The sequence below is a fragment of the Nonomuraea sp. PA05 genome (assembly GCF_008086045.1).
Lineage (GTDB): Bacteria > Actinomycetota > Actinomycetes > Streptosporangiales > Streptosporangiaceae > Nonomuraea > Nonomuraea monospora.
Genome location: NZ_VSEY01000076.1, coordinates 1 through 23,367, shown reverse-complemented (window position 1 = coordinate 23,367; position 23,367 = coordinate 1). Strand labels below are relative to the sequence as shown.

The window sequence follows — 23,367 nt, the reverse complement described above, 5'->3', positions numbered from 1 at the left end:
AGCAGGAGCTCCACCCTAAAACCAGTCGTCCCGCCAACGACAGGGAATCAACGAAAAGTCAACTTACCCGTCAGCGGCCCCGCGAGCCGCGCCACCAGAGCCGATGACACCGCGTAACCCCCGCTCAGCCGCCCTCCCGCACCCCACGAGCACCCCGCGCAACCCCCGCCCCAGCCGCCAAAAAATCTTCACCCACAGGGGAGCCCCGATCACCGCTACTTGACATAATGTTCATTATCGAGCAACCGTGGAAGGGGCCGCATAAACCACCCACACCCGGGAAGACGCCCCAACATGCCCCCACTGGAGATCGCCACACCCAGCGTCATCGCCCTCACCGCCGTCGTCACCGCCGCCGCCATCTGGCTCATCATCCTGGCCGCCCGACTCACCAGAAACCCACGCAACCGGCCCGGCGTCAGCGTCGACCTCGTCGACCAGGCCCGCGAACTCAAAGCACTCGGCCAGATACAAGAAGCCGTCTTCCTCGTCCGCGGCGAAACCGGCATGAGCCAGCGCGCCGCAGCACGCTTCGTCAACCGGTTATAACGCCCGGTCATAACGCACCGCATGGACCCCGCCCCCCACGGGAACACCACCCCTGGCCCCACACCCACCCGACGGCCCAGGGAGACACCCGTGCCCATGACCCTCACCCAGGCAGGCCACGCCCTGGCCACCCCCGCCACCTACACCGACGAACACCACCTCCACACCGCCCTGTCCCTCCTGCGCCACCACGAACCCGTCCACCACGTCGACAGACCCGGCTACACCCCCTTCTGGGCCCTGACCCGCCACCACGACATCCTCACCGTCGAACGCGACCACACCCTCTGGCTCAACGCCCCCCGCCCCGTCCTGCGCACCGCCGCCCTCGACCACGCCCTGCACACCCGCCGCAACCAAGGCAAAGCCCTCACCAGCATCGTCCACCTCGACGAACCCCACCACCGCCCCCTGCGCGCCGTCGCCGCCGACCACTTCCGCCCCGCCGCCATGCGCACCCTGCACACCCGCATCCGCCACCTGGCCCGCCGCCACGTCGACCTCATGGCCGAACACGGCACCACCTGCGACTTCGCCCGGGACATCGCCGCCGGCTACCCCCTGCACGTCATCCTCGCCCTCCTCGGCCTGCCCGAATCCGACTTCCCCCGCATGCTGCAGCTCACCCAGCAGCTCTTCGGCCACGACGACCAGGACACCGGACGCGGCACCGGCACCCCCCGCGACCACACCGGCGTCCTGGAAGACCTCTTCGCCTACTTCCACCACCTCACCGCCTCCCGCCGCGCCCACCCCACTGGCGACCTCGCCTCCCGCATCGCAGGCGCCCGCATCGACGGCGAACTCCTCGACGAGGGCACCGCCGCCTCCTACTACATCCTCATCGCCACCGCCGGCCACGACACCACCAGCTCCACCATCGCCGGCGGCCTCGAAGCCCTCATCCGCCACCCCGCACAGCTCCAGCGGCTGCGCGACGACCCCGCCCTGCTGCCGGCGGCCGTCGAGGAGATGATCCGCTGGGTCAGCCCCGTCAAGTCGTTCATGCGCACCGCCGCCGCCGACACCAGCGTGCGCGGCGTCCCGATCGGCAAGGGCGAGTCGGTGCTGCTGTCCTACCCGTCGGCCAACCGCGACGAGGACGTGTTCGGGCAGCCGTTCGCCTTCGACGCCGGGCGGGAGCCGAACCGGCATCTGGCGTTCGGGTTCGGGGTGCACTTCTGCCTGGGCGCGGCCCTGGCGCGGATGCAGGCGGCGGCGTTGTTCGAGGAGCTGCTGCCCCGGCTGGCGCGGGTGGAGCTGGACGGTGAGCCGGCGTGGACGGCGACGACGTTCGTGGGCGGGTTGAAGCGGCTGCCGATCCGCTACTCCCTCACGTGACCGGCTCTTGACGGTAAATATGCCTAACCGAACAGAAGGTGGATTCTGTCTGGTATAGGCAATAACGTCACTTTACCTCCTTGGAGTCCGGTTCTGCGGGAGCGATCACGTGGCGGGACGGCGGGTTTGGATCACCGTTGCGGCGGGTTGTGCCAAGGGGCCGTCGCGCACTCCTGTCCTGGCCGTGACCTGCGGACGGGCGGTGCGGGGCGATGCTGGGGGTGTCGGCGAAATGGTGGTGCGTGGTGGCGCGGCGTTCCGGTCAGCCGGGGCCCGGGTCATCGCACGGGGGTCCGGGTTGCCTCCCTCGCCCGGGCCCCTCTCCCCCGCCCCCTGACAGGATCTTTTCGGGCAAAGCGGGTCAATTGGGGCTGGTCAGAGCGGTTTTTTGCGGCGAATGGTCACCAAGAGTGGAAGTTTCGTGTCAGCATCGTGGGATGTATGGGTCTTATGGGACTTCCGTAAATGGCTGTGACGCGTGGGTGTGCCCGTTGCCCGGCCGGTAGTCCCCCGCCCTGCCCGTCCCCCTTGTCGTGCTGAAAGAAGTACCGCGTTGCGTATCCTGCTGCTCTGCTCCTCCTTCAACGGTCTGACCCAGCGCGCGTGGCTGGAGCTGCGCCGCGCCGGTCACGAGGTTTCGGTCGAGCTGGCCCTGTCGGCGGAGGTCATGGTGGAGGCGGCCGAGCTGGCCAAGCCGGACCTCGTCATCTGCCCGTTCCTGAAGGAGCGGGTGCCGTCGGCGTTGTGGCGGGCCTACCGCACCGTGATCGTCCACCCGGGGCCGCCCGGCGACCGGGGGCCCTCGTCGCTGGACTGGGCGATCGCCGACGGTGAGGCGGAGTGGGGGGTGACGGCGCTGCAGGCGGTCGAGGAGATGGACGCGGGCCCGATCTGGGGGTTCCGGACGTTCGCGATGCCGCCGGAGGCTCCGCGTAAGTCGGCGCTGTACAACGGGCCGGTGGCGCAGGCGGCGGCGGAGCTGGTGGTGGAGGTGGCGGCGAAGGCGGGTGACGCGTCGTTCGTGCCGGCGCCGCTGGACTACCGGGCGCCGGAGGTGCGGGGGCGGTTGCGGCGGGCGATGCGGCACGCTGACCGGGAGTTCTCGTGGTCGGAGCCGACGGAGGACATTCTGCGGCGGGTGCGGGCGGCTGACGGGGCTCCGGGCGGGCGGGTGTCGTTGTGTGATCTGCCGGTGCGGGTGTTCGACGTGTATCGGGGTCCGGAGCCTGGGGAGCTGGCGGACCTGTCGGAGCTGGCAGGGGTGCCGGGGCAGGTGGTGGCGCGGCGTGAGGGTGCGGTGCTGGTGAGCAGCGGGGACGGGTCGGTGTGGGTGGGTCATCTGCGGCTGGAGCAGGAGGGGGCGGTGAAGCTGCCGGCGGCGATGGTGCTGGGTGATCTGGTGGCGGACGTGCCGCAGCGGTCGGGGTACAGCGAGATCACCTATGACCGCAGTGAGGGGGTGGGGGTGGTGAGTTTCGACTTCTACAACGGGGCGATGTCGACGGAGCAGTGCCGGCGGCTGGCCTCGGCGTTGCGGTACGCGGTGGCGCAGGACACGCGGGTGCTGGTGGTGCGGGGTGGTGAGGTGTTCTCCAACGGCATTCATCTGAACGTGATCGAGGCGGCGCGGCATGCGGAGCTGGAGGCGTGGATGAACATCAACGCGATGAACGCGGTGTGCCGGGAGATCGTGGACTGCACGGGTCAGCTGGTGGTGACGTCGATCGGGGGGAACGCGGGTGCGGGCGGGGTGATGATGGGGCTGGGCGCCGATCGGGTGATCGTGCGGGATTCGGTGGTGCTGAATCCGCATTACCGGACGATGGGGTTGTTCGGCAGTGAGTACTGGACGTATGTGCTGGCGCGCCGGGTGGGTGCGGAGCATGCGCGGCGGCTGACGCAGGAGGCGTTGCCGTTGGGGGCGGCCGAGGCGGTGGAGTGCGGGCTGGCGGACAAGGCGTTGCCGGGGTCGCGGCTGGATTTCGAGCGGCGGGTGCTGGAGTACGCGGAGCGGCTGGCGGCGGATCCGGGTTACGATCGGTTGCTGGCGGGCAGGCGGCAGGTTCGTGAGGTCGATGAGCGGCGTAAGCCGCTGGATGCTTACCGGGCCGAGGAGCTTGCGGAGATGAGCCGGGACATGTTCGACGACCGCAGCGGGTTCCGTCTGGCGCGGCGGGAGTTCGTGCGGAAGGTGAAGGCGGCTTCGACGCCGGAGCGTTTGGCGCGGCATCGGGAGTTGTCCGGCGCGTCGGCGGCCTCTGGCGCTGCTGCATCTCATATGTGAGATATGGTTGCGTGTTGTGGCAGATGATTATCTTGTGCGGATCGGCCGGCTGATCCGGGATGCGCGCCAGCATCGTGGATGGACACAGCTGCAGCTGGCCGACGCGCTGGCGACGAGTCAGAGCGCGGTCAACCGCATCGAGCGCGGTAACCAGAACATCAGTCTTGAGATGATCGCGCGGATCGGTGAGGCGCTCGACAGTGAGATCGTCTCGCTCGGTTACGCGGGGCCGATGCATCTGCGGGTGGTGGGCGGTCGCCGGCTTTCGGGCAGCATCGACGTCAAGACGTCGAAGAACGCGTGTGTGGCGCTGCTGTGCGCGTCGCTGCTGAACTCGGGGCGCACCATCTTGCGGAAGGTGGCGCGGATCGAGGAGGTGTACCGGATCCTGGAGGTGCTGGCCTCCATCGGGGTGCGGGCGCGGTGGATCAACGAGGGCAGCGATCTGGAGATCGTGCCGCCGTCCCGGCTGGAGCTGGAGGCGATGGACACCGAGGCGGCGCGCAGGACCAGGAGCGTGATCATGTTCCTGGGTCCGCTGATGCACCGCACGGAGCAGTTCCAGATCCCGTACGCGGGCGGCTGTGACCTGGGTACCCGTACGGTGCAGCCGCACATGTCGGCGCTGCGGCACTTCGGGCTGGACATCACGGCGACGGGCGGGTTCTATCACGCGCGGGTGGACCGGGCGGTGTCTCCGTCGCGGCCGATCGTGCTGACCGAGCGGGGCGACACGGTCACGGAGAACGCGTTGCTGGCGGCGGCGCGGCACGACGGGGTGACGGTGATCCGCAACGCCTCGTCCAACTACATGGTGCAGGACCTGTGCTTCTTCCTGGAGCAGCTCGGGGTGCGGGTGGAGGGCATCGGGACGACGACGCTGACCGTGCACGGGCTGGCGCAGATCGAGCGGGACGTCGACTACTCCCCTTCCGAGGATCCGGTGGAGGCGATGAGCCTGCTGGCGGCGGCGGTGGTGACGTCGTCGGAGCTGACGATCTGCAGGGTTCCGGTGGAGTTCCTGGAGATCGAGCTGGCGGTGCTGGAGGAGATGGGGCTGGATCACGACCGGGGGCGGGAGTATCCGGCGGCGAACGGGCGAACGCGGCTGGTGGATCTGACGGTGCGGCCGTCGAAGCTGGTCTCCCCCATCGACAAGATCCATCCGATGCCGTTCCCGGGGCTGAACATCGACAACGTGCCGTTCTTCGCGGCGATCGCGGCTTCGGCGCAGGGGTCGACGCTGATCCATGACTGGGTGTACGACAACCGGGCGATCTATCTGACGGAGCTGACGCGGCTGGGGGCGTCGGTGAAGCTGCTGGATCCGCATCGGGTGCTGGTGGAGGGGCCGACGCGGTGGCGCAGCGCGGAGATGATGTGCCCGCCGGCGTTGCGGCCGGCGGTGGTGGTGCTGCTGGCGATGATGGCGGCCGAGGGGACGTCGGTGCTGCGTAACGTTTACGTGATCAACCGGGGGTATGAGGATCTGGCTGAGCGGTTGAACGCGTTGGGGGCGCGCATCGAGACCTTCCGCGACATCTGACCGCCGGGCCGGCCGGGGCTTCCGGCCGGGGCTTGGTCTTCCGGCCGGGGTTTCCGGCCGGAGGTTTCTGACCGGGGCTTCCGGCCGGTCGGGCTTCGGCCGGGCAAGTGCTTCGCCGGTCGGGTTTTTGTCGGTGCGGGCCGCTACCGTCGTTCCAGGACCGTTGCGTGCGGTTGTCGTTGCATGCGGTGAGGAAGGGGCGGCGGGTGCGGCCTGCGGAGCTGGACCGGGTGACGGTGGCGGAGGCGGCGGACCGGTATGTGGAGCTGGTGCGGGCCAAGACCCTGACGGGCGCGTTGTCGCCGGCGACGGCGGAGGTGTACGCGCGGGACGTGGCCACGCTCGTGGAGCTGGCCGGCGAGCAGGTGGTGCTCGACGATCTCTCCGGCGCGGACGTGGACGCGATCCTGCTGGCCTTCGCCCGCAAACCGGACGGCCGCTCCTCCCCCACCGGCTCCTCCCCCGGCAGGGATGGCCGCGACGGCCGGGACGCCGGGGAGCGGGCGGGCCAGTCGCCGTCGTCGCAGGCGCGTTTCCGCCGCTCCATCTCGGCGTTGTTCAAGCACGCGGCGCTGGCGGGCTGGGTGCAGCTCAACCCGATGACGGCCTCCACGGTGACGGCGCGGGAACGGGGCGGGCTGCGGGCCGAGCGGCGGGCGCTGACCCGTGAGCAGGCCCAGGGGCTGATCGGGGCGGCCCAGACGCTCCCGGAGACTGCGGCGCCGTCCGGTAAGCGGCGCGATCAGCGTACGGAGGCGCGGGACGCGGTGATCGTGCTGCTGCTGGCGACGGTGGGGCCGCGGGTCTCGGAGCTGGTGCGGGCGAACGTCGAGGACTTCTTCACCAACGACGGCGTGCGTTACTGGCGGATCTTCGGCAAGGGCGGCCGTACGCGGGACGTGCCGTTGCCGGATGACGTGGCGCGGGTGCTGCAGGCCTACCTGGAGCGGGGCCGGCCGGAGATGGCCGGCGCGGCGGGCGAGAAGGCGCTGCTGCTGTCGTGGCGGGGGCGTCGGCTGGCGCGGGGGGACGTGCAGGCGGTGATCGACCGGGTGCAGCGGGCGGTGGATCCGGATCAGCGGCGGTCGGTGACGCCGCACGGGCTGCGGCACACGACGGCGACGCATCTGCTGGCGGACGCGGTGGACATGGACGCGGTGCGGCGGGTGCTGGGGCACAGCGATCTGTCGACGCTGGGCCGGTATCGGGATGAGCTGCCGGGTGAGCTGGAGGTGGCGATGCGGTCGCATCCGCTGCTGCGCGGCCGCCCCTGAGCGCGTCGCGCCGCATCCGCACCCCTACGATGCCGGGGCGGGCCGCCTTGGCGCGGCCGTCCCAGGACCTTCCACGCCGGCGCGCCGCCCTGGAGCAGGCGCACCGCCGCCACGATGTACGCCCGCCGCCACAGTGCGTGCGCCGCCACAGTGCGTGCGCCGCCACAGTGCGTGCGCCGCCACAGTGCGTGCGCCTGCCCGCCACGATGTGCGCGCCTCCCTCACACCCGGCGGCACCGCACGACAACACTGCACGACAATGCCAACGCGGCCCGGCACGACATCGCCAGCCGCGCGACCGGCACCTCACCCCACCCGCGACCCTCCCGCCGGGCTGCTCACCCGTCCGCCGGTCACCCGCGCCGGTCACCCGCGCCGGTCACCCGTCCTCGGGCAGCGGCTCACCCGTCTCCAGCAACGTCTTCAGGCTCGCCACCACGTTCGGCCAGCCGTGGCTGACCATCTCCGCCAGCGCCGACCCGTGCTCGAACCCGTCGTGCACCACGGTGAGTTTCACGACCTGCCCGTTCTCCTCGATCGTGAAGGTGACCTTCGAGCGGGCCTCGGCCGCCAGCCGCGCGAGCGTCTCCTCGTCCCAGCCGAAGCGCTTGGCGAGCTCCGGGGTGATGGCGTGCCAGGTGTAGGAGAGCCGGGTGTAGGGCTCGGCCTCCAGCACGACCTGTTCGGGGTCGCTGATCAGCACGCCGTGGTTGTCCCAGGTCATCGGTGAGCCGGCGGACCAGTCGGTGGTGAACTCGGTGGCCCAGTAGCGGCGGGTGAAGGCGGGCTCGGTGAGCGCCTGCCAGAGCTTTTGCGGGGTGGTGCGGATGTAGGTGGTGTAGACGAAGGTGGGCGCGTCCATGGGGGTCTCCTCCAAGGCGAGTTTCAGGTCGGCGAGGGCTTGGACTCTGGCCTGGTCGTAGCGGCTGATCCAGCGGTGGGCGATCTCGTGCACGGGTGCGGCGTTGAGGTAGTGCAGCTTCTCCCGGCCTCGCCGTACGGTGGTGACGAGCCCGGCCTCCTCCAGCACGGCGAGGTGCTTGCTGACGGACTGCCTGGTCATGTCGAGGCCGGCGCACAGCTCGCGCAGCGTCTGCCCGTTGCGGGTGTTGAGCGAGTCCAGTAGTGCGCGCCGGCTCGGGTCGGCCAGTGCCTTGAACACTTCGTCCATGCCCGCCCTCATGCCCGGTTGCCTGCCTGTCGATATGCAGCCTTTTGGCTGCCTTTAACTTAGGTAACCGGCTGGTTGCCTGTCAAGCCGCCGAGGATCTCCCTGATCCGGGCCAGGAAACTGACGGAGGAACCGCACCCAGAAGTAGCGCGAATCCACGATCTGGACGCAGTGATCCACGACGGGCGAAAGCCGGTAGATTCACAGCCGGCGGGGAGGATGCATGGTCAGCCAGTTCGGTCTGCTCCTGCGGCGCTTCCGGCAAGAGGCCAGGTTGACGCTCGAGGAGCTGTCCGCCGCGTCAGGTGTGAGCGCGCGAGCGATCAGCGACATGGAACGGGGAGCGAGCCGCGGCCCGCAACGGCGTACGGTGCAAGCCCTGGTCGAAGCCCTCGAACTCGACGACGGCCAGCGGACGGCGTTGACCGGCGCCGCGAAGGCGGGCCGGCCGAGGCCGACGGGTCCCATACCGGGTTCGTGTGAGCTGCCGCGCGCCGTGGGCGACTTCACGGGGCGCGCGGCGCAACTGCGCCTGTTGCGCCGGCTGGCCGGGCAGGCCGGCACCCCGGCGGCGACCGTGGCCACCATCTCCGGCACCGGCGGGATCGGCAAGTCCGCTCTGGCCGTGCACGCCGCCGGGCATCTGGCGGATCTGTTCCCCGACGGCCGTTACTTCCTCGACCTGCGCGGCATGGACGCCGCGCCGCTGCATCCGGCGATGGCGCTGTCGCGCCTGCTCAAGGCGCTCGGCGTCCCGGAGAAAGGGATCCCGGGCGATGAGGAGGAGCGCGCGGGACACTACCGCGCGCTGATGCGCAAGCGGCGTTGCCTGATCGTCCTGGACAACGTCGCGCACGAGAGCCAGGTGCGCCCGCTGCTGCCGCCGGACGGCGCCGCGATGATCATCGTCACCAGCCGCCGTACTCTCGCCGGGCTGGAGGGCGTGAGGCAGATCCCGCTGGCTCCGCTGTCCGGGGAGGAGACGGTGGACCTGCTGCGCGCGATCGTGGGCGAGGAGCGCACCGGGCCGGATCCGGCCGGGTTGACCCGGCTGGCCAGGCTCTCCGGCAACCTGCCGCTGGCCGTGCGCATCGTCGGCAACCGGCTGCAGAGCCGGCCGGGATGGACCCCCAGTCAGCTGGCCGGGCGTCTGGACGACGAGGAACGACGCTTGGAGGCGCTGGCGGCCGGAGACCTGGCCGTCGCCGCCGCTTTCGCGCTGTCCTACCAGCAGCTGTCCGCTACGGCACGCCTGGTCTTCCGGCGGCTGGCGCTCGCCGCCGCGCCGGACTTCGGGGTACCGCTGAGCGCGGTCCTCGGCGAGTTGGAGCCGGAGGAGGCCGAGGACGCGCTGGAGGAACTGGTCGAGCTGGGCCTGCTGCAGTCGCCGTACGTCGCCCGCTACCGCTTCCACGACCTGGTAACGACCAGCGAGACCGAGACCGTGGCCCGCGTGATCAGGCAGCTGGCCGAACTGCCCGAGCGCTGAGCGGGCAACGTGCCCTCTCATGTGCCGCTCCGGACGAGAGTGGATCAGAACGGAGCGGCCTTGCTGCTGGGACCTTCTCCAGAGGCGTCCGTCAGGGGTTCCTCGGTCGCTGCGCCTGCTCCAGAGGCGAGTCACGGCCGTCCATGAACGCCTGGCAGAGCCGGTCGCGTAAGGCCGGGGTCGCGGCGAGCACGGCCCGGCTGTGGCCGCCGCGATCCTGGCCGCCTCCGCCGAGCGCCCGTGATCGCCTCCAGCGGAGGGGCCGGGCCGGTCCGCTCCCCCGGCCATCGCGACCACCTCTCCGACGAAGGACCTCTCTCGCCGAGAAGCATCCACAAGCGGTCACGTCCGCATCCCGCCGCACATTCTCCGTTCCGGCTGATCAAGGGCGCCCGGCTGGACTCTCCCACACTGGGAGACCCCATTCTGGGGGCATGGACGAGGAGCTGCTATCGCGCGGGTGCTGTCCGGTACGGCCGGTGCCCTGGAGGGAGTGCACGAGCGGCTGGAAGCCGAGCCGGCCAAGCGCCGATCAACGCTGGCCGCCCTGGAGCGCGTCATGGCGGAGGGCCTGCCGTCCGTTCACGTCACGGTGGTCACAGAACCGGCGCGGCGCGTGGCGGTGTCCACCGCGACGGGCGGCAGGCCCGTCGGACGTCGGCCGGGCCACCTTGGCCGCCATCGCCAGGCGGCCGTTCGCCAGCGCCACCCACGTCGGCCCCTGCGACCAGATCGGGCTGACCGCGTACGCGCTGCTGTCCTGGTGCGCCGAGCGGCACCCTCCCGTCCGCGGCCCGATCCGCGAGGTGTACGTGTCCGACCCGGCGACCACCCCGCCCGATCGGCTGATCACCCACCTGATGATTCCTCCGGAGGAACAATGACACCGCAATTGGTCCACTGCGACCCCGTCACCTGCCTCAACGTCACCGGCATGGGCGAGCCCGGCGGCACCGAGCACGTCTCGGCCATCGGCGCCTTGTACGCCGTGGCCTCCGTCATGGGCGGCCCGGCCGGCCCGCTGGAGGGCCGTTGGTGGGTGGAGGACAACTTTCGGCCGCCGCTGGAGGTGCCGCGCGATCAGTGGCGCTGGCATCTGCTGCTGCCGCTGCCCGACGTTCCCGAGCCGGGAGCGGTCGAAGCGGCGCGTGAGCAGGCACGCGCATCCGGCACAGCCGTCGACCGCGTCCAGGTTGTCACCTTCACCGAGGGCGAGTGCGTGGAGTTGCTCCACGAGGGGCCCTACAGCGAAGAGAAGGCGTCGCTCGACGTGATGGAGACGTTCATGGCCGAGCACGGTCTGGTGCGCAACGGGCTGCACCACGAGATCTACCTGACCGATTTCACCGATCCTGAGACCAAGACGCTGCTCAGGCAGCCGGTGGCACGCTCCGCCGGGTGATCAGCCCGCCGCCGTCGCCGAGAGCGGGGTGGGCCGCTCGGGTTGTCGCCACCAGACGCTCACCTCGCCCTGGAGAGTTGCTTTCATCCAAGATCATTCATGGGGGTCGAAAACACCCTCTCACGATGAGCCTGCCGTCCACCGGCCCGAGGCTCGATTCCAGCAAGCCGGGTGCGTCGCGATCGGAGGGGCATGCGGCAAAAATCAGGCCAGCAGATGGGAGGGAGGTGTGACGGTCAGCGCCCGGTTCCGAGGTGGCGGGCGACGGTGGAGGACGGGGTGTGCAGGATGGCGTCGAACGCGTCCAGGACCGGGGTGTGCAGGAAGGTGCTCTGCAGCCGGATGCGGTCGGGGGCGGCGGCGGTGGGGGCCTGGCGAAGACCGGCGAGGCTGAGGCCGAGGCCGGCTGCGGCGAAGGCGGCCTCGGCGCTGCCGGGCTCGGGCGGCGCCAGCGGCGTGTCGACGGTGGTGAAGCCGAAGCGGGCCTGTTCGTCGCGGATCATCTCGGCGGTGTGCCCGCCGGTGCTGGTCAGGCCGAGGGCGAAGTAGTAGGGGCCGAGCACGGCACGCAGGTGCTGGCCCATCGGCAGGCCGGTGAGGCGGCCGTCGAAGGAGATGGGCGCCGTCTGGATGTGGGCGTTGTGGGCGACCAGGACGATCCGGGTGCCCGGTCGTGAGCGTTCCAGGTGCCACAGGAGCGATCGGGCCATGTAGAGGTCGCGGGCCGAGGTGTCAGCGGTCAGCCCGTCGCCGGCGTACAGGCCGGCCATGGCGCGGAAGCCGTAGTCGGCCTGGCAGGCGCCTTCCAGGCGGTGCAGGGTGACGTCGTAGCCGTGGCGGCCGCCGCGTGCGACGTACAGGGGTTCGACGGCGCGGAAGCGGATGAGCAGGCGTGTCAGGGTGGCGGTGAGGATGTCCTGGTCGGTGGCGGGCAGGCGGGCCCATGCGGGGGCGGCCGAGGATGCGGAGGCGCCGGCGAAGCGGGCGGCGATCCGCGTCGCCGTCTCGGCGGCCGGGAGCGTTTCGGGGTCGATCTTGCTGAGGTAGTCGGCGACCGGGGTCAGGGCGGGCAGGAGGGAGCCGCCGGCCGCCGGGACGTCGAGGCCGGCGAACCGCACCGGCTGCGAGGCCCCGGTGTTGCGGGCGTTGTGGTGGCGGATCCAGCGCAGGGGCTCCTCCAGGCCGATGGGGACGGCGGTGGCCAGGTGGGTGCTCAGATCGTCGTCGGTGCCGTCGCCCTGGGCCCAGGCGTCCAGGGGGAAGGCCTCGCTGAAGCCGTACTCGAAGGCCAGGACGGTGAAGCCGCAGCGTTCGGCCAGGAAGCGCAGGATGCGGGCGCGCAGGCGGGTGAACTCCTCGATGAAGTGGGAGTGCTCGCCGATCGCGACGACGCGGGCGTTGCCGATGAGGTCGCGCAGCGGTTCGAGGTCGTCGAGCGGGGCGTCGGGGTCGAGGTGGGTGAGGGGGACGGCGTGGTCGCGCAGCCAGGTGGTGAACGGTGGCGCGTCGCGGCCGGTGGTGAGGGTGGGGGCGGGCATGAGGGTTCTCCGGCTTCCATTATCGGTACGGCACGTGCCGTGTCGATGAGAGACTATGACTTTGCCGGGTAACGATGTCAAGTACGGCACGTGCCGTACCGATAAGGTGTCGTTCATGAGCGACACACCCCGCCGGCGCGGCGCCGACCGTACCGAGGCCATCATGCGGACCACGCTGGAGCTGGGCCAGGAGATCGGCTACGCCCGGCTGAGCATCGAAGCGGTCGCCGCCCGCGCCGGCGCCGGCAAGCACACCATCTACCGGCGGTGGCCGTCCAAGGGCGCGCTGCTGCTGGACTCGCTGCTGTCGCTGAACGAGACGAGCCTGGACTACCCCGACACCGGGGACGTCGCCGCCGACCTGCGCGTGCAGATTCACGCGGCCGTCGATCTGCTGGCCGCTCCGCCCTTCGGGCCGCTGTTCCAGGCGCTGATCGGCGAAGCTCAGTACGAGCCGCAGGTCGCCGCCGCGCTCAACGAGCGGTTCATCGTGCCGCAGGCGGACAAGACCGTCGCCCGGTTGAAGGCGGCCCGCGACCAGGGCCAGTTGTCGCCGCGCTTCGATCTGGAGCTGGCGATGGCGATCCTGTCGGGTCCGCTGTACTTCCAGCTGCTGATCACGCAGCAGCCGCTCACTCACGAGTACGTGGACAGGATCCTCGACGCGCTGTTCGCCGGCATGGCGCCCAGGCCGCAGTAGACGGTCGGCCGCCAGGTGCGCGCTGAGCCGGGAAAGGCGGCGCACGGCCGGCGCCTCATGAGCCGTGTGGCCGGCGGCGCGTCGCGCGGTAGCGGGCACCATCATCGGCCGCGGAAATCCGTTTGTGCATCACCACAGGCCGCTGTCAGGATGAGGGCCCATGCGTCACCCTCTTGACACGCTGGACTGGCCGATTCCCACCGAGCGGCTGCTGTTGCGCCGGGCTGTCCCCGGCGACCTGGACGCGACCTGGGCCTTCCGGAAGCTGCCGGAGACTCGCGAATGGCTCACGGCCGCCACAGGGACCTACGACGACTACCGTGAGCGTTTCCTGCGCGAGGAACGGCTCGTCGACCTGCTCATCGTCGAGCTGGACGGCCGGGTGATCGGGGACCTGATGCTGAAGATCCAGGATGGCTGGGCTCAGGAAGAGGTCGCTGACCAGGCGAAAGGCGTCCAAGGAGAGCTCGGGTGGACGCTCGATCCCTCCTACGGCGGCAAGGGCTATGCCACCGAAGCGGTACGCGCCCTCATCGGCATCTCCTTCAAGAGTCTTGGGCTGCGCCGCCTGCACGCGGACTGCTTCTACGACAACGAAGCCTCGTGGCGGCTGATGGAGCGGGTCGGGATGCGCCGCGAACAGCACACGGTGCGAGACTCGCTCCACCACACCAAGGGATGGCTCGACGGTCTCTCATACGCGCTCCTGGCCGAGGAGTGGCCCGCTCACGAGTGATGACGGCGGAGACGCCACATCGATCGCCACCGTGACATACGGCCGGCCGGGCGGCCCCTCGATGAGCGGCTCCGCACCCGCCGGCCGCAGCGCCCGCGCCTTGTCTCGCCGTCACCGACGCCACTGGATCCAGCTGACCGATCCGGCGCTCCAGCGGTTGCCGCATGGCACCGCCGACCCCCGGATCCGGCAGCCTTCTTGCGGAACGCCGGCACCGCTGCATCCGCGCAAGACGTCCGATCACCTCGGTCAGGCGGGCAGCACCGACCGCTCCTCCGGCGCAGCCGTCAGCACGCCCCGCTCAGACCCTCAACCCTTCTGCCCGGCAGGGATGACCCGGCCGACGAGGTCCTCGAAGAAGGCCCTGGAACACCAGAGGAAGTCAGGGGCGGCGGGTGGCCCGGACGACGACGTCGTGCAGGGGCTCGGTGCGGCCCGCGGGTGTGCGGTGGCGCTCCTCGGCGGTGACGATCTCCCATCGCGCGCCGGGCAGGCGGCCGGTGATGGCGGCGGGGGTGACCGACGCCTCGGGGGGCGGATGGTGCCCGTGACCGGCAGACCCGGCGGGCGGATGATGGCCGTGACCGGCAGACCCGGCCGGCGGATGATGGCCGTGACCGGCAGACCCGGAGTGGCCCACGATGAGCAGGGTGCCGCCCGGCGCCACCCAGCCCGCGATGCGCTCGTAGAAGTCGAGCTGCGGCATCGCCGGGTGCGCGTAGTGCGTCATGACCAGGTCGAACGGCTCATCGGGGCGCCAGGTGGTCAGGTCCGCCTCCACCCAGCGCACCCGTCCGGGCGGCTGGATCGCCGCCGACTGCTCGGCGGCGAGCGCGAGGGCGCGGGCCGACAGGTCGGCCGCGGTGACCTGCCAGCCGCGCCCGGCCAGCCAGATCGCCTCCGCGCCGCCGCCGCACCCGGCGTCCAGGGCCGTCCCCGGACGCAGCTCGCCCAGTTCGGACACCAGGTACGGGTTCGGCGGGTGAGCGCCCATGGCGGCGTGCCAGTGCTGCTCCCAGTAGTCCTTGTCGAAGGCGTGCGTCATGAGTGCTCCTCGTCCGGGGATGGTGGCTTCTCATGGTGGTGACGAACGAGCGGATGAGCAAACGCTGTTGCCGAATGGCAAAATGGCCGCATGGACGACACGATCGGCCGCACGCTCGACGCCGTCGGGCCGCGGCTCAAGCGCCTGCGGCTGCACCGGGACGTGACGCTGGCCGACCTCGCGGCGCAGACCGGCATCTCCGCCAGCACCCTGTCACGGCTGGAGGCGGGTCTGCGGCGGCCCACGCTGGAACAGCTGCTGCCGCTCGCCCGCGCCCACGGGGTGACACTGGACGAGCTCGTCGACGCGCCGCCGACCGGCGACCCCCGCGTCCACCTGCGCCCCATCGCCCGCGGCGACGGCATGGTCGTGCTGCCGCTGACGCGCAGGCCCGGCGGGATCCAGGCCTACAAGTTCGTCCTGCCCGCCGGGCGTGACGACGCCGAGCCCGACCTGCGCACCCACGAGGGCTACGACTGGGTGTACGTGCTCAACGGGACGCTGCGGCTCGTCCTCGGCGAGCACGACCTGATCCTCACCCCGGGGGAGGCGGCCGAGTTCGACACGCGCACCCCGCACTGGTTCGGCGCCACCGGCGCCGGGCCGGTGGAGTTCCTGAGCCTCATCGGCAAGCAGGGCGAGCGCGCCCACGTCCGGGTATCACCGGCGGCACGCTGACCACGAGCGAAGTGCAAGCGGAGTGCAAGCGCCGCATCCGATGATCTCGCCGAGAAGATCGCCGCGTCCCGCGCGGGGCCGGCGACGCGTAGATCAGGAACGACATGACAGGCAAAGCTCGCTCCCGTGCGGACGACACCCCAGGCGTCCTCATCCTCGACCCGGACCTGCCCGAGGCGCACCGCCGGGCGATGGCCGCCCGCCCCGCCCTCCTGCCCCCGCCGCCCCGGCCCGCGTGGGGCGGACGGACCGGCGGTGACGTGCTGGCGGCGCTGGCGGTGTCGGCGCCGGCCGCCTTCCTGCCCCTCGTCGTGGCGCTGGCCCGCCGTGGCCGCCACCCGGTGCTCGTCGGCGCGGCGGCGCTGCTGCAGGCGGCGCTGCTGGGCGTGTGGATCGGGTACGGGTTCGCGGCGTTCTTCCTGTCCTGCCTGGCCGTGCAGGCGATCGCGGCTGTGGCGCTGCTGGCCCTGGCGGGCGAGTCGCCGGTGGCCGCCTACGGCCGCCGGCACGACGGCCGGTACGTGCACGCCCGCATGCTGGAGCCGGTGGACGCCGCGCTGCTGGAGCGCACCGCGCAGGCGACCGGGATCGTGCTCGGCTCGCCGCTCGACGCGGACGGGCTGCTCGACGGCGTCGCCAACCGCGTCACCCTGCCCCGCCAGGCGTGGGAGATCGCCGAGACGCTGACCGAGCTGACCCGGCTGCGCCGCGAGCAGGACGCGGCCCGGACAGGGCACGTCACCGAACGCATCTGCGCTGTGCTGTCCTCCCAGCAGGAGGCGCTGACGGTCGCCACCCGGGCGCTGGCCCGCCGCGTCTCGGCTCTGGAGGAGTACGCGCGGCGCACCGAGGAGGCGCAGGCCGTCTACGCCGAGTGGCGGACCTTGCAGGACCTGGCCGAGGACGGTGACGCCTACCGGGAGCTGCTGTCCAGGACGGTGCGCGACCCGCTGGCCGCCGACGAGGTCGGCCTGCTGTCCGAACGTGCGATCCAGCTGCGGGAGGCGCTGCGCGACAGCGTGGAGCAAGCCCGTCAGGCCGGTCTCGACCTGCTGTCCAAGGAGGGCTGAGCCATGCCCGCGACCTCTGAGCGCATGCGCGGCCTGCTGGCGCCGTTCCCCGGGTGGGTCCGCCTGCTGGGCGCCGCCGCGCTCGTCGCCGAACTCGTCGTCGGCCTCAACCTGGCCACCGGGACGGGCGGCACCGTCACGGCCGCTGCGCCCGTCCCGGCGCCCACGCCGCCCACCCCGGTGACGCCCGCACCCGCCCCCACCACACCGACACCCACACCCACACCGACACCGACGCCCTCGAGCGGCCTTGTCGTCACCAGGATCGGGGAAGGCACGGTCGTCACGCTGCCGCGCTGGCCGGGCAGGGGCTCCAGGAGCATCGGCAGGGTGACCGACCCCAGGACGGGCCTGTCGTTCGCCGAGCTGGGCTCGCCCTGGCGGCGCAGCCGTCCCATCGGCGACGGCCCGATCAAGGACGGCCGCTACAACCTGCGCCAGACGTTCGCGACCGAGACCTACGGGCCGGACGGCGACCGTCAGTGGTGGGCGGACCTGGACTCCCAGCACCTGTGGTCCGACCTCGACGCCGGCGACAGCCTCTACGACGCCGCCCGCGCGATGCTCGACCACAAGCAGGAGGGCTCGTTCCCGGCCGGTACGACGGGCCGCGACCTCGCCTCCCAGCCCGTCGGCCACGGCTGGCTGCTGGCCAGGATGATGCGGATGCCGCCGAGCCCGGACGGGCGCGAGGCCAGGCAGGAGCTGTCCGTCGCGATCGCCGTGGACACCGGCCGCAAGCGCCCGGCCGTCCTGTGGATCACCATCCCCGACACCCACCGGCGGCTGTGGCCCGACGTGCACACCGTGGTGAAGTCGCTCAAGGTGACCTGAGAGCGGGCATGAGCGCGACGATCGTGTCCAGGTCGACGTGCTGGGACCACAGGCACGCCGGGTTTCCTCCTACAGGCGGCGCTGCAGGAGCATGCCCGGCCACTCCCCCACGGTGAACGGCGCGACGCGGGTGAACCCGCAGCTCTCGTAGTAGCCGACGAGCCGCCCGTCGTGCCCGGCGTAACAGTCGACTCGCAGCAGGCCGGCGCCTCGCCGGCGTGCTTCGGCGGCGGCCCAGTCGAGCAGCGCGCGGCCGACGCCGTGACCGGCGTGGCGGCGGTCGATGACCAGGGCCTGCACGTACAGCTCGGGCTCGGCGGCGGGGGTGACGTAGTCGTGGGCGGCGCCGACGGAGACGCAGCCGGCCGGACGGCCGTCGTGCTCGGCGATGCGCATGCCGCCGCCGTCCAGCCAGGAGGTGACCTGCCCGGTGCGTTTGGCGTCGCCGGTGAAGGGGCGGGTGCCCCACTGGCCGGTGCGGCCCTGGGCGGTGAGCCAGGCGACGGCGGAGTCGAACATGGACAGGACCGCGGGCACGTCGGCGGCGGTCGCCGTGCGGATCGTCGTGGGCGGGTGCGTGGGCGGGTGCGCGGGCGGGTGCGTCACGACTTGCTGCTCTTGCTCAGGGCGCTGCCCTTCTTCCACTGCGAGAACGACATCTGCCAGTAGCCCCAGCCGTTGTTCCACTCCAGCTCGCGGTCGGTGCCGGTGATGTCGACGACGTCGCCGCGCTGCATGTTGTCGTAGAACCAGCGGGCCTGGTCGGGGCGGGCGTTGACGCAGCCGTGGCTGACGTTGCGCACGCCCTGGGCCCAGACGTTGTCCTTGGCGTGGACGTACTCGCCGGAGTTGGAGATCCGCACGGCGTGGTTGATCATCACGTCGTAGTAGCCGGGGTCGCCCTTCTTGCGGCCGGGGCTGATCATGCGGACGGGGTTGCCGCGTTCCATGGTGAGGTGGACGCCGGAGGTGGTGGTGTATTCGCGGGTGGTGGCCATGCCGGCGCTGATGCGCATGGTCTGTACGCGTTTGCCGTCCTTGTAGACGTACATCATCTTCTTGCGCGTGTCGACCTTGCTGATCTGCTTGGCGCCGATCTCGAGGTCGGCGGTGTAGTCCTTGACCCCGTACAGGCCCTTGCCGCCCTTGATGCCGGTGATGTTGGCGTTGAAGGTGACCTTCTGGTGGGCGGGCCAGTACTTGGCGGTGCGGTAGATGACGACGGTGTCGTTGATCCACCGCCAGGCGCCGTCCACGGGTTTCTCCGCCTCGATCTCCAGGGCGCGTTCGATGGTCGCCTTGCTGGTGACGGGCTGGTTGAAGGTGACGATGATGGGGGCGCCGACGCCGAGCGTCTCGCCCTTGGCGTTGGGGGTGACGTCGGCGACCTGCAGCGCGCGTTCGGGCTTGGCGGTGGTGAACGTGCTGGTGGCGGTGGTGACGCCGGCGGTGGCCGAGACGTTGTAGCTGGTGGACGGCTTCAGCGCGGTCTTGGAGATCCAGCGGGTCTTGTCGGCGTTGTACTTGCCCTCGAGTTGTTCGCCGCCGGCTTCGACGGTGACGTTGTCGAGCGGGGCGCCGGCGGCGGCCACGACGACCTTCTTCTCGGGGCTGACCTTCGCGGCGCCCTCAGCGGGGGTGATCTTGACGGTGGGGGCCTGGGGTGTGGCGCTGGTGGTCGCCTGGGAGGTGTCCGGTGGTTGCGCGGTGGGGCCGCCGGAGCATGAAGCCGTCAGGACGGCCGCCGCCAGCAGCGCGAGTGCGGTGGCGGGTCTCCTGCGAGCCGGCGCAACGTTCACCTTCGTCCTCTCCCCATGGCACCACCATGGCACCCTAAAAACCTTAATGCTCCTGCATGTAAGACGCGGAATCCTTTGGGAGAGTTCGATCACATTTCAATTACTTATCCGGGACTTGTGTGACGCCTGGTCAGCGGCGGGTCAGGCGGTGCGTCAGGCCGGTGTGGCGGCGGCCCGCCCCCTTCGTCCGCACGGCCTGGGCCAGCGCGCGGCGTGAGCCGACGATGACGACGAGTTTCTTGGCCCGGGTGATCGCGGTGTAGAGCAGGTTGCGCTGCAGCATCATCCAGGCGCTGGTGGCCAGCGGGATGACCACGGCCGGGTACTCGCTGCCCTGGGAGCGGTGGATGGACACCGCGTAGGCGTGGGCGAGCTCGTCGAGCTCGTCGAAGGCGTAGTCGACCGCTTCGTCCTCGTCGGTCAGGACGGTGAGCTTGTGCTCGTCGGGACGGATGTCGGTGACGATGCCGACGGTGCCGTTGAACACCCCGGCCGCGCCCTTGTCGTAGTTGTTGCGCAGCTGGGTGACCTTGTCGCCGACGCGGAAGACCCGGCCGCCGTAGCGGCGCTCCGGCATGCCCTCGCGGGCGGGGGTCAGGGCCTCCTGCAGCGCGATGTTGAGGGCGCCCGCGCCGGCCGCGCCGCGGTGCATGGGCGCCAGGACCTGCACGTCGCGGCGCGGGTCGAGGCGGAAGCGGCGCGGGATGCGGCGGGCGACGACGTCCACGGTCAGCTCGGCGATCTCCTCCGGCTCCTCGCAGGGGAACAGGAAGAAGTCCTTCATGCCCTCCAGGACGGGGTGGCGGCCGGTGTTGACGCGGTGGGCGTTGACGACGACGCCCGACTCCTGCGCCTGGCGGAAGATCTGCGTCAGGCGCACGCGCGGGACGTCGTCGGCGGCCAGCAGGTCCTTGAGCACCTCGCCGGCGCCGACGGACGGCAGCTGGTCGACGTCGCCCACGAACAGAAGGTGCGCGCCGGGCGCGACGGCCTTGACGAGCTTGTTGGCCAGCAGCAGGTCCAGCATGGACGCCTCGTCCACCACGACCAGGTCGGCGTCCAGGGGGTTGTCGCGGTCGAACGTCGCCTCGCCGCCCGGGCGCAGCTGCAGCAGCCGGTGCACGGTGGTGGCCTCGTGGCCGGTCAGCTCGGCCAGCCGCTTGGCGGCCCGGCCGGTGGGGGCGGCCAGGATGACCTTGGCCCGTTTGGCGCGGGCCAGCAGCACGATGGAGCGTACGGTGAAGCTCTTGCCGCAGCCGGGCCCGCCGGTCAGCACGGCGAGCTTCTCCGTCAGCGCCAGGCGGACCGCCTGGCGCTGCTCGGTGGCCAGTTCGGCGCCGGTCTGGCCGTGCAGCCAGGTCTCGGCGCGTTCCCAGTCGACGTCGGCGAAGGCCTTGAGCCGGTCGTGGCCGTTGTGCAGCAGGCCGAGCAGGCCGGCCGCCAGGGCGGCCTCGGCGCGGTGGAAGGGCGGCAGGTAGACGGCGGGCACGTCGTTGTCGCCGGCCGGGACGTTCTCGCGCACGACGCCCTCGTCGGCGACGAGCTCCTCCAGGCAGGTGGCGATGAGCGCGGACGGCACGTCGAGGATCTTGACGGCGTCGGCGACGAGGTTGGGGGCGGGCAGGTAGCAGTGGCCGTCGTCGGCGGCTTGCGACAGGGTGTAGCGCAGGCCGGCCTTGACGCGTTCGGGGCTGTCGTGCGGGATGCCGACGGCCTGGGCGATGGTGTCGGCGGTCTTGAAGCCGATGCCCCACACGTCGTCGGCCAGCTTGTACGGCTGGCTCTGGACGACCGCGACGGAGGTGTCGCCGTACTGCTTGAAGATGCGCACCGCGATGGAGGTGGACACGCCGACCCCCTGAAGAAAGATCATCACCTCTTTGATGATCTTCTGTTCCTCCCAGGCGGCGGCGATCATCTTCGTCCGCTTGGGGCCCAGCCCCGGCACCTCCACCAGGCGTTCGGGCTGCTGCTCGATGACCTCCAGGGTGCCGGTGCCGAAGTGGTCGACGATGCGCTCGGCCATCTTGGGGCCGATGCCCTTGATCAGGCCGGAGCCGAGGTAGCGGCGGATGCCCTGCACGGTGGCGGGCAGCACGGTGCTGTAGTCCCACACCTCGAACTGGCGGCCGTAGCGTGGATGGGAGGTCCAGCGGCCGCGCAGCCGCAGCGACTCGCCGACCTGCGCGCCGAGCAGGGGGCCGACGACGGTCAGCAGGTCGGCGCCGGAGCGTTCGGTGGCGACGCGGGCGATGGTGTAGCCGGTCTCCTCGTTGGCGTAGGTGATGCGTTCAAGTACCGCGCACAATTCGGTAGCGATGTTTTCGGCGCCCGCGCCTGTCCCTCCCACGCCGACGAGATTAGAGCAGATCTTCATCGCCGCGACACCCTGCCCGAGCCGCTGACCCAGCGATCTATCATCACCATGTGACCCCAGCGGGATGGCCGATCCTGTACGGCTGCGGCGCTAGAGCGGATCGCCGGCGGCCGCTTGCTTGAGAAGTCGGCGTGCAGCGAGGTCGTTGACGATGTCCTGTAGAGGTGTCCGAATGCACATGAAGTGACTTAAAGTGACTTCGTGAGCGCAAAAAGTGACAATGGTGTGGCGGCGCCAGCTCTACCCGAACCTCCCGCGTCAGGTGGAGTGTGGGTCTTCCGATAAGCCTGGGGCGACTTCGGCGTCCCGGTTTCGGAGGGAGACGAAAAGAGCAGCCTGGCCACCCTTGTGACCTGCCCGCTGGGCACGCAGACCGTTACCTGGTCCCCCGGGCTCACCTTCGTCTCCCAGCCGACCAGCCTGCACATCGAGGGCACCCTGGCCACGTGCGCCTCCACCGCCAGCCCCGCCCTCAACAACGCCACCTTCGTCATCAACGGCAGCGGCACCGGCAGCTGCCTGGCCTCCAGCTTCCCCAACGCCACCATGGTGGTCGACTGGAACGACGGGCCCGGCAGCGTCATCACCTACGACCTGACGGTCAACATCAAGCCCGCCGGAGAGACCGTGTTCGTCGCGGTGGGCGAGGTCGACAGCGGTCAGTTCGCCGGCGGCGACGTCGTCCGCAGCACCGCCGAGGTGACCCTGGATCTCACCGCATGCCTCACCACCGGCCTCACCAGCTCGTCCGGACCTACCTCACTCACCATCGCAGGCTGACGGCCCATGCCGGCAACGCACGAAGGAACGCCATGAGACCTCGGTCCATCGCCGCTGTCGCCCTGCTCGTCGCCGGTCTGCTCGCCCCGGTCGCCGCGGCCCCGTCCGCGCACGCCGGCGTCGTGGATGTCGCCTGTCCTACGGGGACGCAGTACAGCACCTATGACCCGGGCCTGACCTACACCGCCCGGACGACGACGTTTGTCGCTCAGGGTTCGCTCGCCCCGTGTGTCTCTCTCCGCCATCCGCAGATCGTGGGTGCCACCTTCACCGCGGAGGGCACGGGCACGGCCAGTTGCACCGCCGCCTCGTTCGCGGACAGGAGTGTCTACACCTGGAACACCGGACAGCAGAGCGTGGTGGAGGGCACCCTGGCCATCAACCTCAAGCCCAACGGCCAGACGGTCCTGGTACGCACCGGCACCGTGGTCGACGGGCTGTTCGAGGGGGCCACCGTCGTCCAGACCAAGGTCCTTCCCGCCCTGGACCTGCTGGCCTGTCTCACTCCGCAGGGCCTGACGTCCGACAGCGGAGTCCTGAGCCTCACCGTCACTCTCTAGCCTCACCGATCCGCGGCGGTCTGGCCGAGGCCACTGATGGCTGGCCTCACCGCCCCGAGTGGCGGATCAGCGCACGCCGACTCGCCCCTGCCTGACCGCCACTCTCGACCCCGACAACGCCTTCGCCGGCTACCAAGCCCGCCGCAGCGGCACCCTGAGCCGCCTCGCCAGGCGGCCCGGGTCCCGGGTGGGGG

The 23,367-nt window shown here is 70.9% G+C and carries 21 protein-coding genes; 15 read left to right on the top strand and 6 right to left on the bottom strand.

Annotated features, from left to right (window positions below; genetic code table 11):
• Nucleotides 1–294 precede the first annotated feature (294 nt).
• The 5 genes from FXF51_RS57920 to FXF51_RS57900 all read left to right on the top strand — a co-directional run bounded on the left by FXF51_RS57920 (nt 295) and on the right by FXF51_RS57900 (nt 6,994).
• Entirely contained in the window at nt 295–549 is a 255-nt protein-coding gene (locus FXF51_RS57920) for a hypothetical protein (RefSeq protein WP_148443419.1), read from the top strand.
• Between the two features lie 96 nt (nt 550–645).
• On the top strand, nt 646–1,890 hold the full coding sequence (locus tag FXF51_RS57915; protein ID WP_148443439.1) for a cytochrome P450: 1,245 nt from the start codon (nt 646–648) through the stop codon (nt 1,888–1,890).
• A 553-nt stretch (nt 1,891–2,443) separates the two neighbouring features.
• Entirely contained in the window at nt 2,444–4,174 is a 1,731-nt protein-coding gene (locus FXF51_RS57910; RefSeq protein ID WP_148443418.1) for an enoyl-CoA hydratase-related protein, read from the top strand.
• Between the two features lie 16 nt (nt 4,175–4,190).
• Nucleotides 4,191–5,720 carry a helix-turn-helix domain-containing protein gene (locus tag FXF51_RS57905; RefSeq protein WP_148443417.1) on the top strand — a complete coding sequence of 510 codons (1,530 nt, stop codon included), beginning with the start codon at nt 4,191–4,193 and terminating at the stop codon, nt 5,718–5,720.
• Nucleotides 5,721–5,926: 206 nt separating this feature from the next.
• Nucleotides 5,927–6,994 (top strand): tyrosine-type recombinase/integrase, encoded by a 1,068-nt coding sequence (locus tag FXF51_RS57900; protein ID WP_148443416.1) that lies wholly within the window; start codon nt 5,927–5,929, stop codon nt 6,992–6,994.
• Nucleotides 6,995–7,373: 379 nt separating this feature from the next.
• Here the strand turns inward: FXF51_RS57900 and FXF51_RS57895 are convergent, their stop codons facing one another.
• Entirely contained in the window at nt 7,374–8,165 is a 792-nt protein-coding gene (locus tag FXF51_RS57895) for an ArsR/SmtB family transcription factor (protein ID WP_148443415.1), read from the bottom strand.
• A 223-nt stretch (nt 8,166–8,388) separates the two neighbouring features.
• On the opposite strand from FXF51_RS57895, the gene FXF51_RS57890 reads away from it, so the two are divergent.
• The 3 genes from FXF51_RS57890 (at nt 8,389) to FXF51_RS57880 (ending at nt 11,056) form a co-directional block, all read left to right on the top strand.
• Entirely contained in the window at nt 8,389–9,654 is a 1,266-nt protein-coding gene (locus FXF51_RS57890) for a helix-turn-helix domain-containing protein (RefSeq protein WP_148443414.1), read from the top strand.
• A 671-nt stretch (nt 9,655–10,325) separates the two neighbouring features.
• A complete protein-coding gene (locus FXF51_RS63365; RefSeq protein WP_262380594.1) occupies nt 10,326–10,538 on the top strand; it encodes a GyrI-like domain-containing protein in 213 nt (70 codons plus the stop codon).
• The gene (locus FXF51_RS57880) at nt 10,535–11,056 is read left to right on the top strand and encodes a GyrI-like domain-containing protein (RefSeq protein ID WP_148443413.1); all 522 of its coding nucleotides are present in this window, start codon (nt 10,535–10,537) and stop codon (nt 11,054–11,056) included. Before FXF51_RS63365 ends, FXF51_RS57880 begins: the two co-directional genes overlap by 4 nt.
• 236 nt (nt 11,057–11,292) lie before the next feature.
• On the opposite strand, the gene FXF51_RS57875 is transcribed toward FXF51_RS57880, so the two are convergent.
• Entirely contained in the window at nt 11,293–12,594 is a 1,302-nt protein-coding gene (locus tag FXF51_RS57875; RefSeq protein ID WP_148443412.1) for an erythromycin esterase family protein, read from the bottom strand.
• Nucleotides 12,595–12,709: 115 nt separating this feature from the next.
• On the opposite strand from FXF51_RS57875, the gene FXF51_RS57870 reads away from it, so the two are divergent.
• Together FXF51_RS57870 and FXF51_RS57865 are read left to right on the top strand one after the other, a co-directional pair.
• On the top strand, nt 12,710–13,294 hold the full coding sequence (locus FXF51_RS57870; RefSeq protein ID WP_148443411.1) for a TetR/AcrR family transcriptional regulator: 585 nt from the start codon (nt 12,710–12,712) through the stop codon (nt 13,292–13,294).
• Between the two features lie 160 nt (nt 13,295–13,454).
• Nucleotides 13,455–14,030: a GNAT family N-acetyltransferase gene (locus FXF51_RS57865; RefSeq protein ID WP_148443410.1), complete on the top strand. Its 576-nt coding sequence runs from the start codon at nt 13,455–13,457 to the stop codon at nt 14,028–14,030.
• A 382-nt stretch (nt 14,031–14,412) separates the two neighbouring features.
• Here the strand turns inward: FXF51_RS57865 and FXF51_RS57860 are convergent, their stop codons facing one another.
• Complete coding sequence (locus FXF51_RS57860; protein WP_148443409.1) at nt 14,413–15,075, bottom strand: class I SAM-dependent methyltransferase; 663 nt, start codon at nt 15,073–15,075, stop codon at nt 14,413–14,415.
• Between the two features lie 90 nt (nt 15,076–15,165).
• Between FXF51_RS57860 and FXF51_RS57855 the strand changes: the two genes are divergently transcribed.
• From FXF51_RS57855 to FXF51_RS57845, 3 genes are all read left to right on the top strand, one after another.
• Entirely contained in the window at nt 15,166–15,753 is a 588-nt protein-coding gene (locus FXF51_RS57855; protein WP_148443408.1) for a helix-turn-helix domain-containing protein, read from the top strand.
• Between the two features lie 104 nt (nt 15,754–15,857).
• Nucleotides 15,858–16,823 carry a hypothetical protein gene (locus FXF51_RS57850; protein ID WP_148443407.1) on the top strand — a complete coding sequence of 322 codons (966 nt, stop codon included), beginning with the start codon at nt 15,858–15,860 and terminating at the stop codon, nt 16,821–16,823.
• 3 nt (nt 16,824–16,826) lie between these two features.
• On the top strand, nt 16,827–17,657 hold the full coding sequence (locus FXF51_RS57845) for a hypothetical protein (protein WP_148443406.1): 831 nt from the start codon (nt 16,827–16,829) through the stop codon (nt 17,655–17,657).
• A gap of 69 nt (nt 17,658–17,726) precedes the next feature.
• On the opposite strand, the gene FXF51_RS57840 is transcribed toward FXF51_RS57845, so the two are convergent.
• The 3 genes from FXF51_RS57840 to FXF51_RS57830 form a co-directional block, all read right to left on the bottom strand.
• Nucleotides 17,727–18,263, bottom strand: coding sequence for a GNAT family N-acetyltransferase (locus FXF51_RS57840; RefSeq protein WP_262380592.1), 537 nt, complete (start codon nt 18,261–18,263; stop codon nt 17,727–17,729).
• The gene (locus tag FXF51_RS57835) at nt 18,260–19,456 is read right to left on the bottom strand and encodes an Ig-like domain-containing protein (RefSeq protein WP_148443405.1); all 1,197 of its coding nucleotides are present in this window, start codon (nt 19,454–19,456) and stop codon (nt 18,260–18,262) included. The genes FXF51_RS57840 and FXF51_RS57835 overlap by 4 nt, the downstream gene beginning before the upstream one ends.
• A gap of 130 nt (nt 19,457–19,586) precedes the next feature.
• Entirely contained in the window at nt 19,587–21,833 is a 2,247-nt protein-coding gene (locus FXF51_RS57830) for an ATP-dependent RecD-like DNA helicase (protein WP_411268442.1), read from the bottom strand.
• Nucleotides 21,834–22,181: 348 nt separating this feature from the next.
• On the opposite strand from FXF51_RS57830, the gene FXF51_RS57825 reads away from it, so the two are divergent.
• Together FXF51_RS57825 and FXF51_RS57820 are read left to right on the top strand one after the other, a co-directional pair.
• Nucleotides 22,182–22,613, top strand: coding sequence for a hypothetical protein (locus tag FXF51_RS57825; RefSeq protein ID WP_148443403.1), 432 nt, complete (start codon nt 22,182–22,184; stop codon nt 22,611–22,613).
• A 32-nt stretch (nt 22,614–22,645) separates the two neighbouring features.
• On the top strand, nt 22,646–23,173 hold the full coding sequence (locus FXF51_RS57820; RefSeq protein ID WP_148443402.1) for a hypothetical protein: 528 nt from the start codon (nt 22,646–22,648) through the stop codon (nt 23,171–23,173).
• The last annotated feature ends 194 nt before the right edge of the window (nt 23,174–23,367 follow it).

Bases quoted from the DNA above. Each gene is read 5' to 3' on its own strand.
- FXF51_RS57920 (WP_148443419.1), top strand. From the start codon at position 295: ATGCCCCCACTGGAGATCGCCACACCCAGCGTCATCGCCCTCACCGCC.
- FXF51_RS57915 (WP_148443439.1), top strand. From the start codon at position 646: ATGACCCTCACCCAGGCAGGCCACGCCCTGGCCACCCCCGCCACCTAC.
- FXF51_RS57895 (WP_148443415.1), bottom strand. From the start codon at position 8,165: ATGGACGAAGTGTTCAAGGCACTGGCCGACCCGAGCCGGCGCGCACTA.
- FXF51_RS57890 (WP_148443414.1), top strand. From the start codon at position 8,389: ATGGTCAGCCAGTTCGGTCTGCTCCTGCGGCGCTTCCGGCAAGAGGCC.
- FXF51_RS57880 (WP_148443413.1), top strand. From the start codon at position 10,535: ATGACACCGCAATTGGTCCACTGCGACCCCGTCACCTGCCTCAACGTC.
- FXF51_RS57875 (WP_148443412.1), bottom strand. From the start codon at position 12,594: ATGCCCGCCCCCACCCTCACCACCGGCCGCGACGCGCCACCGTTCACC.
- FXF51_RS57870 (WP_148443411.1), top strand. From the start codon at position 12,710: ATGAGCGACACACCCCGCCGGCGCGGCGCCGACCGTACCGAGGCCATC.
- FXF51_RS57865 (WP_148443410.1), top strand. From the start codon at position 13,455: ATGCGTCACCCTCTTGACACGCTGGACTGGCCGATTCCCACCGAGCGG.
- FXF51_RS57860 (WP_148443409.1), bottom strand. From the start codon at position 15,075: ATGACGCACGCCTTCGACAAGGACTACTGGGAGCAGCACTGGCACGCC.
- FXF51_RS57855 (WP_148443408.1), top strand. From the start codon at position 15,166: ATGGACGACACGATCGGCCGCACGCTCGACGCCGTCGGGCCGCGGCTC.
- FXF51_RS57850 (WP_148443407.1), top strand. From the start codon at position 15,858: ATGACAGGCAAAGCTCGCTCCCGTGCGGACGACACCCCAGGCGTCCTC.
- FXF51_RS57845 (WP_148443406.1), top strand. From the start codon at position 16,827: ATGCCCGCGACCTCTGAGCGCATGCGCGGCCTGCTGGCGCCGTTCCCC.
- FXF51_RS57830 (WP_411268442.1), bottom strand. From the start codon at position 21,833: ATGAAGATCTGCTCTAATCTCGTCGGCGTGGGAGGGACAGGCGCGGGC.
- FXF51_RS57820 (WP_148443402.1), top strand. From the start codon at position 22,646: ATGAGACCTCGGTCCATCGCCGCTGTCGCCCTGCTCGTCGCCGGTCTG.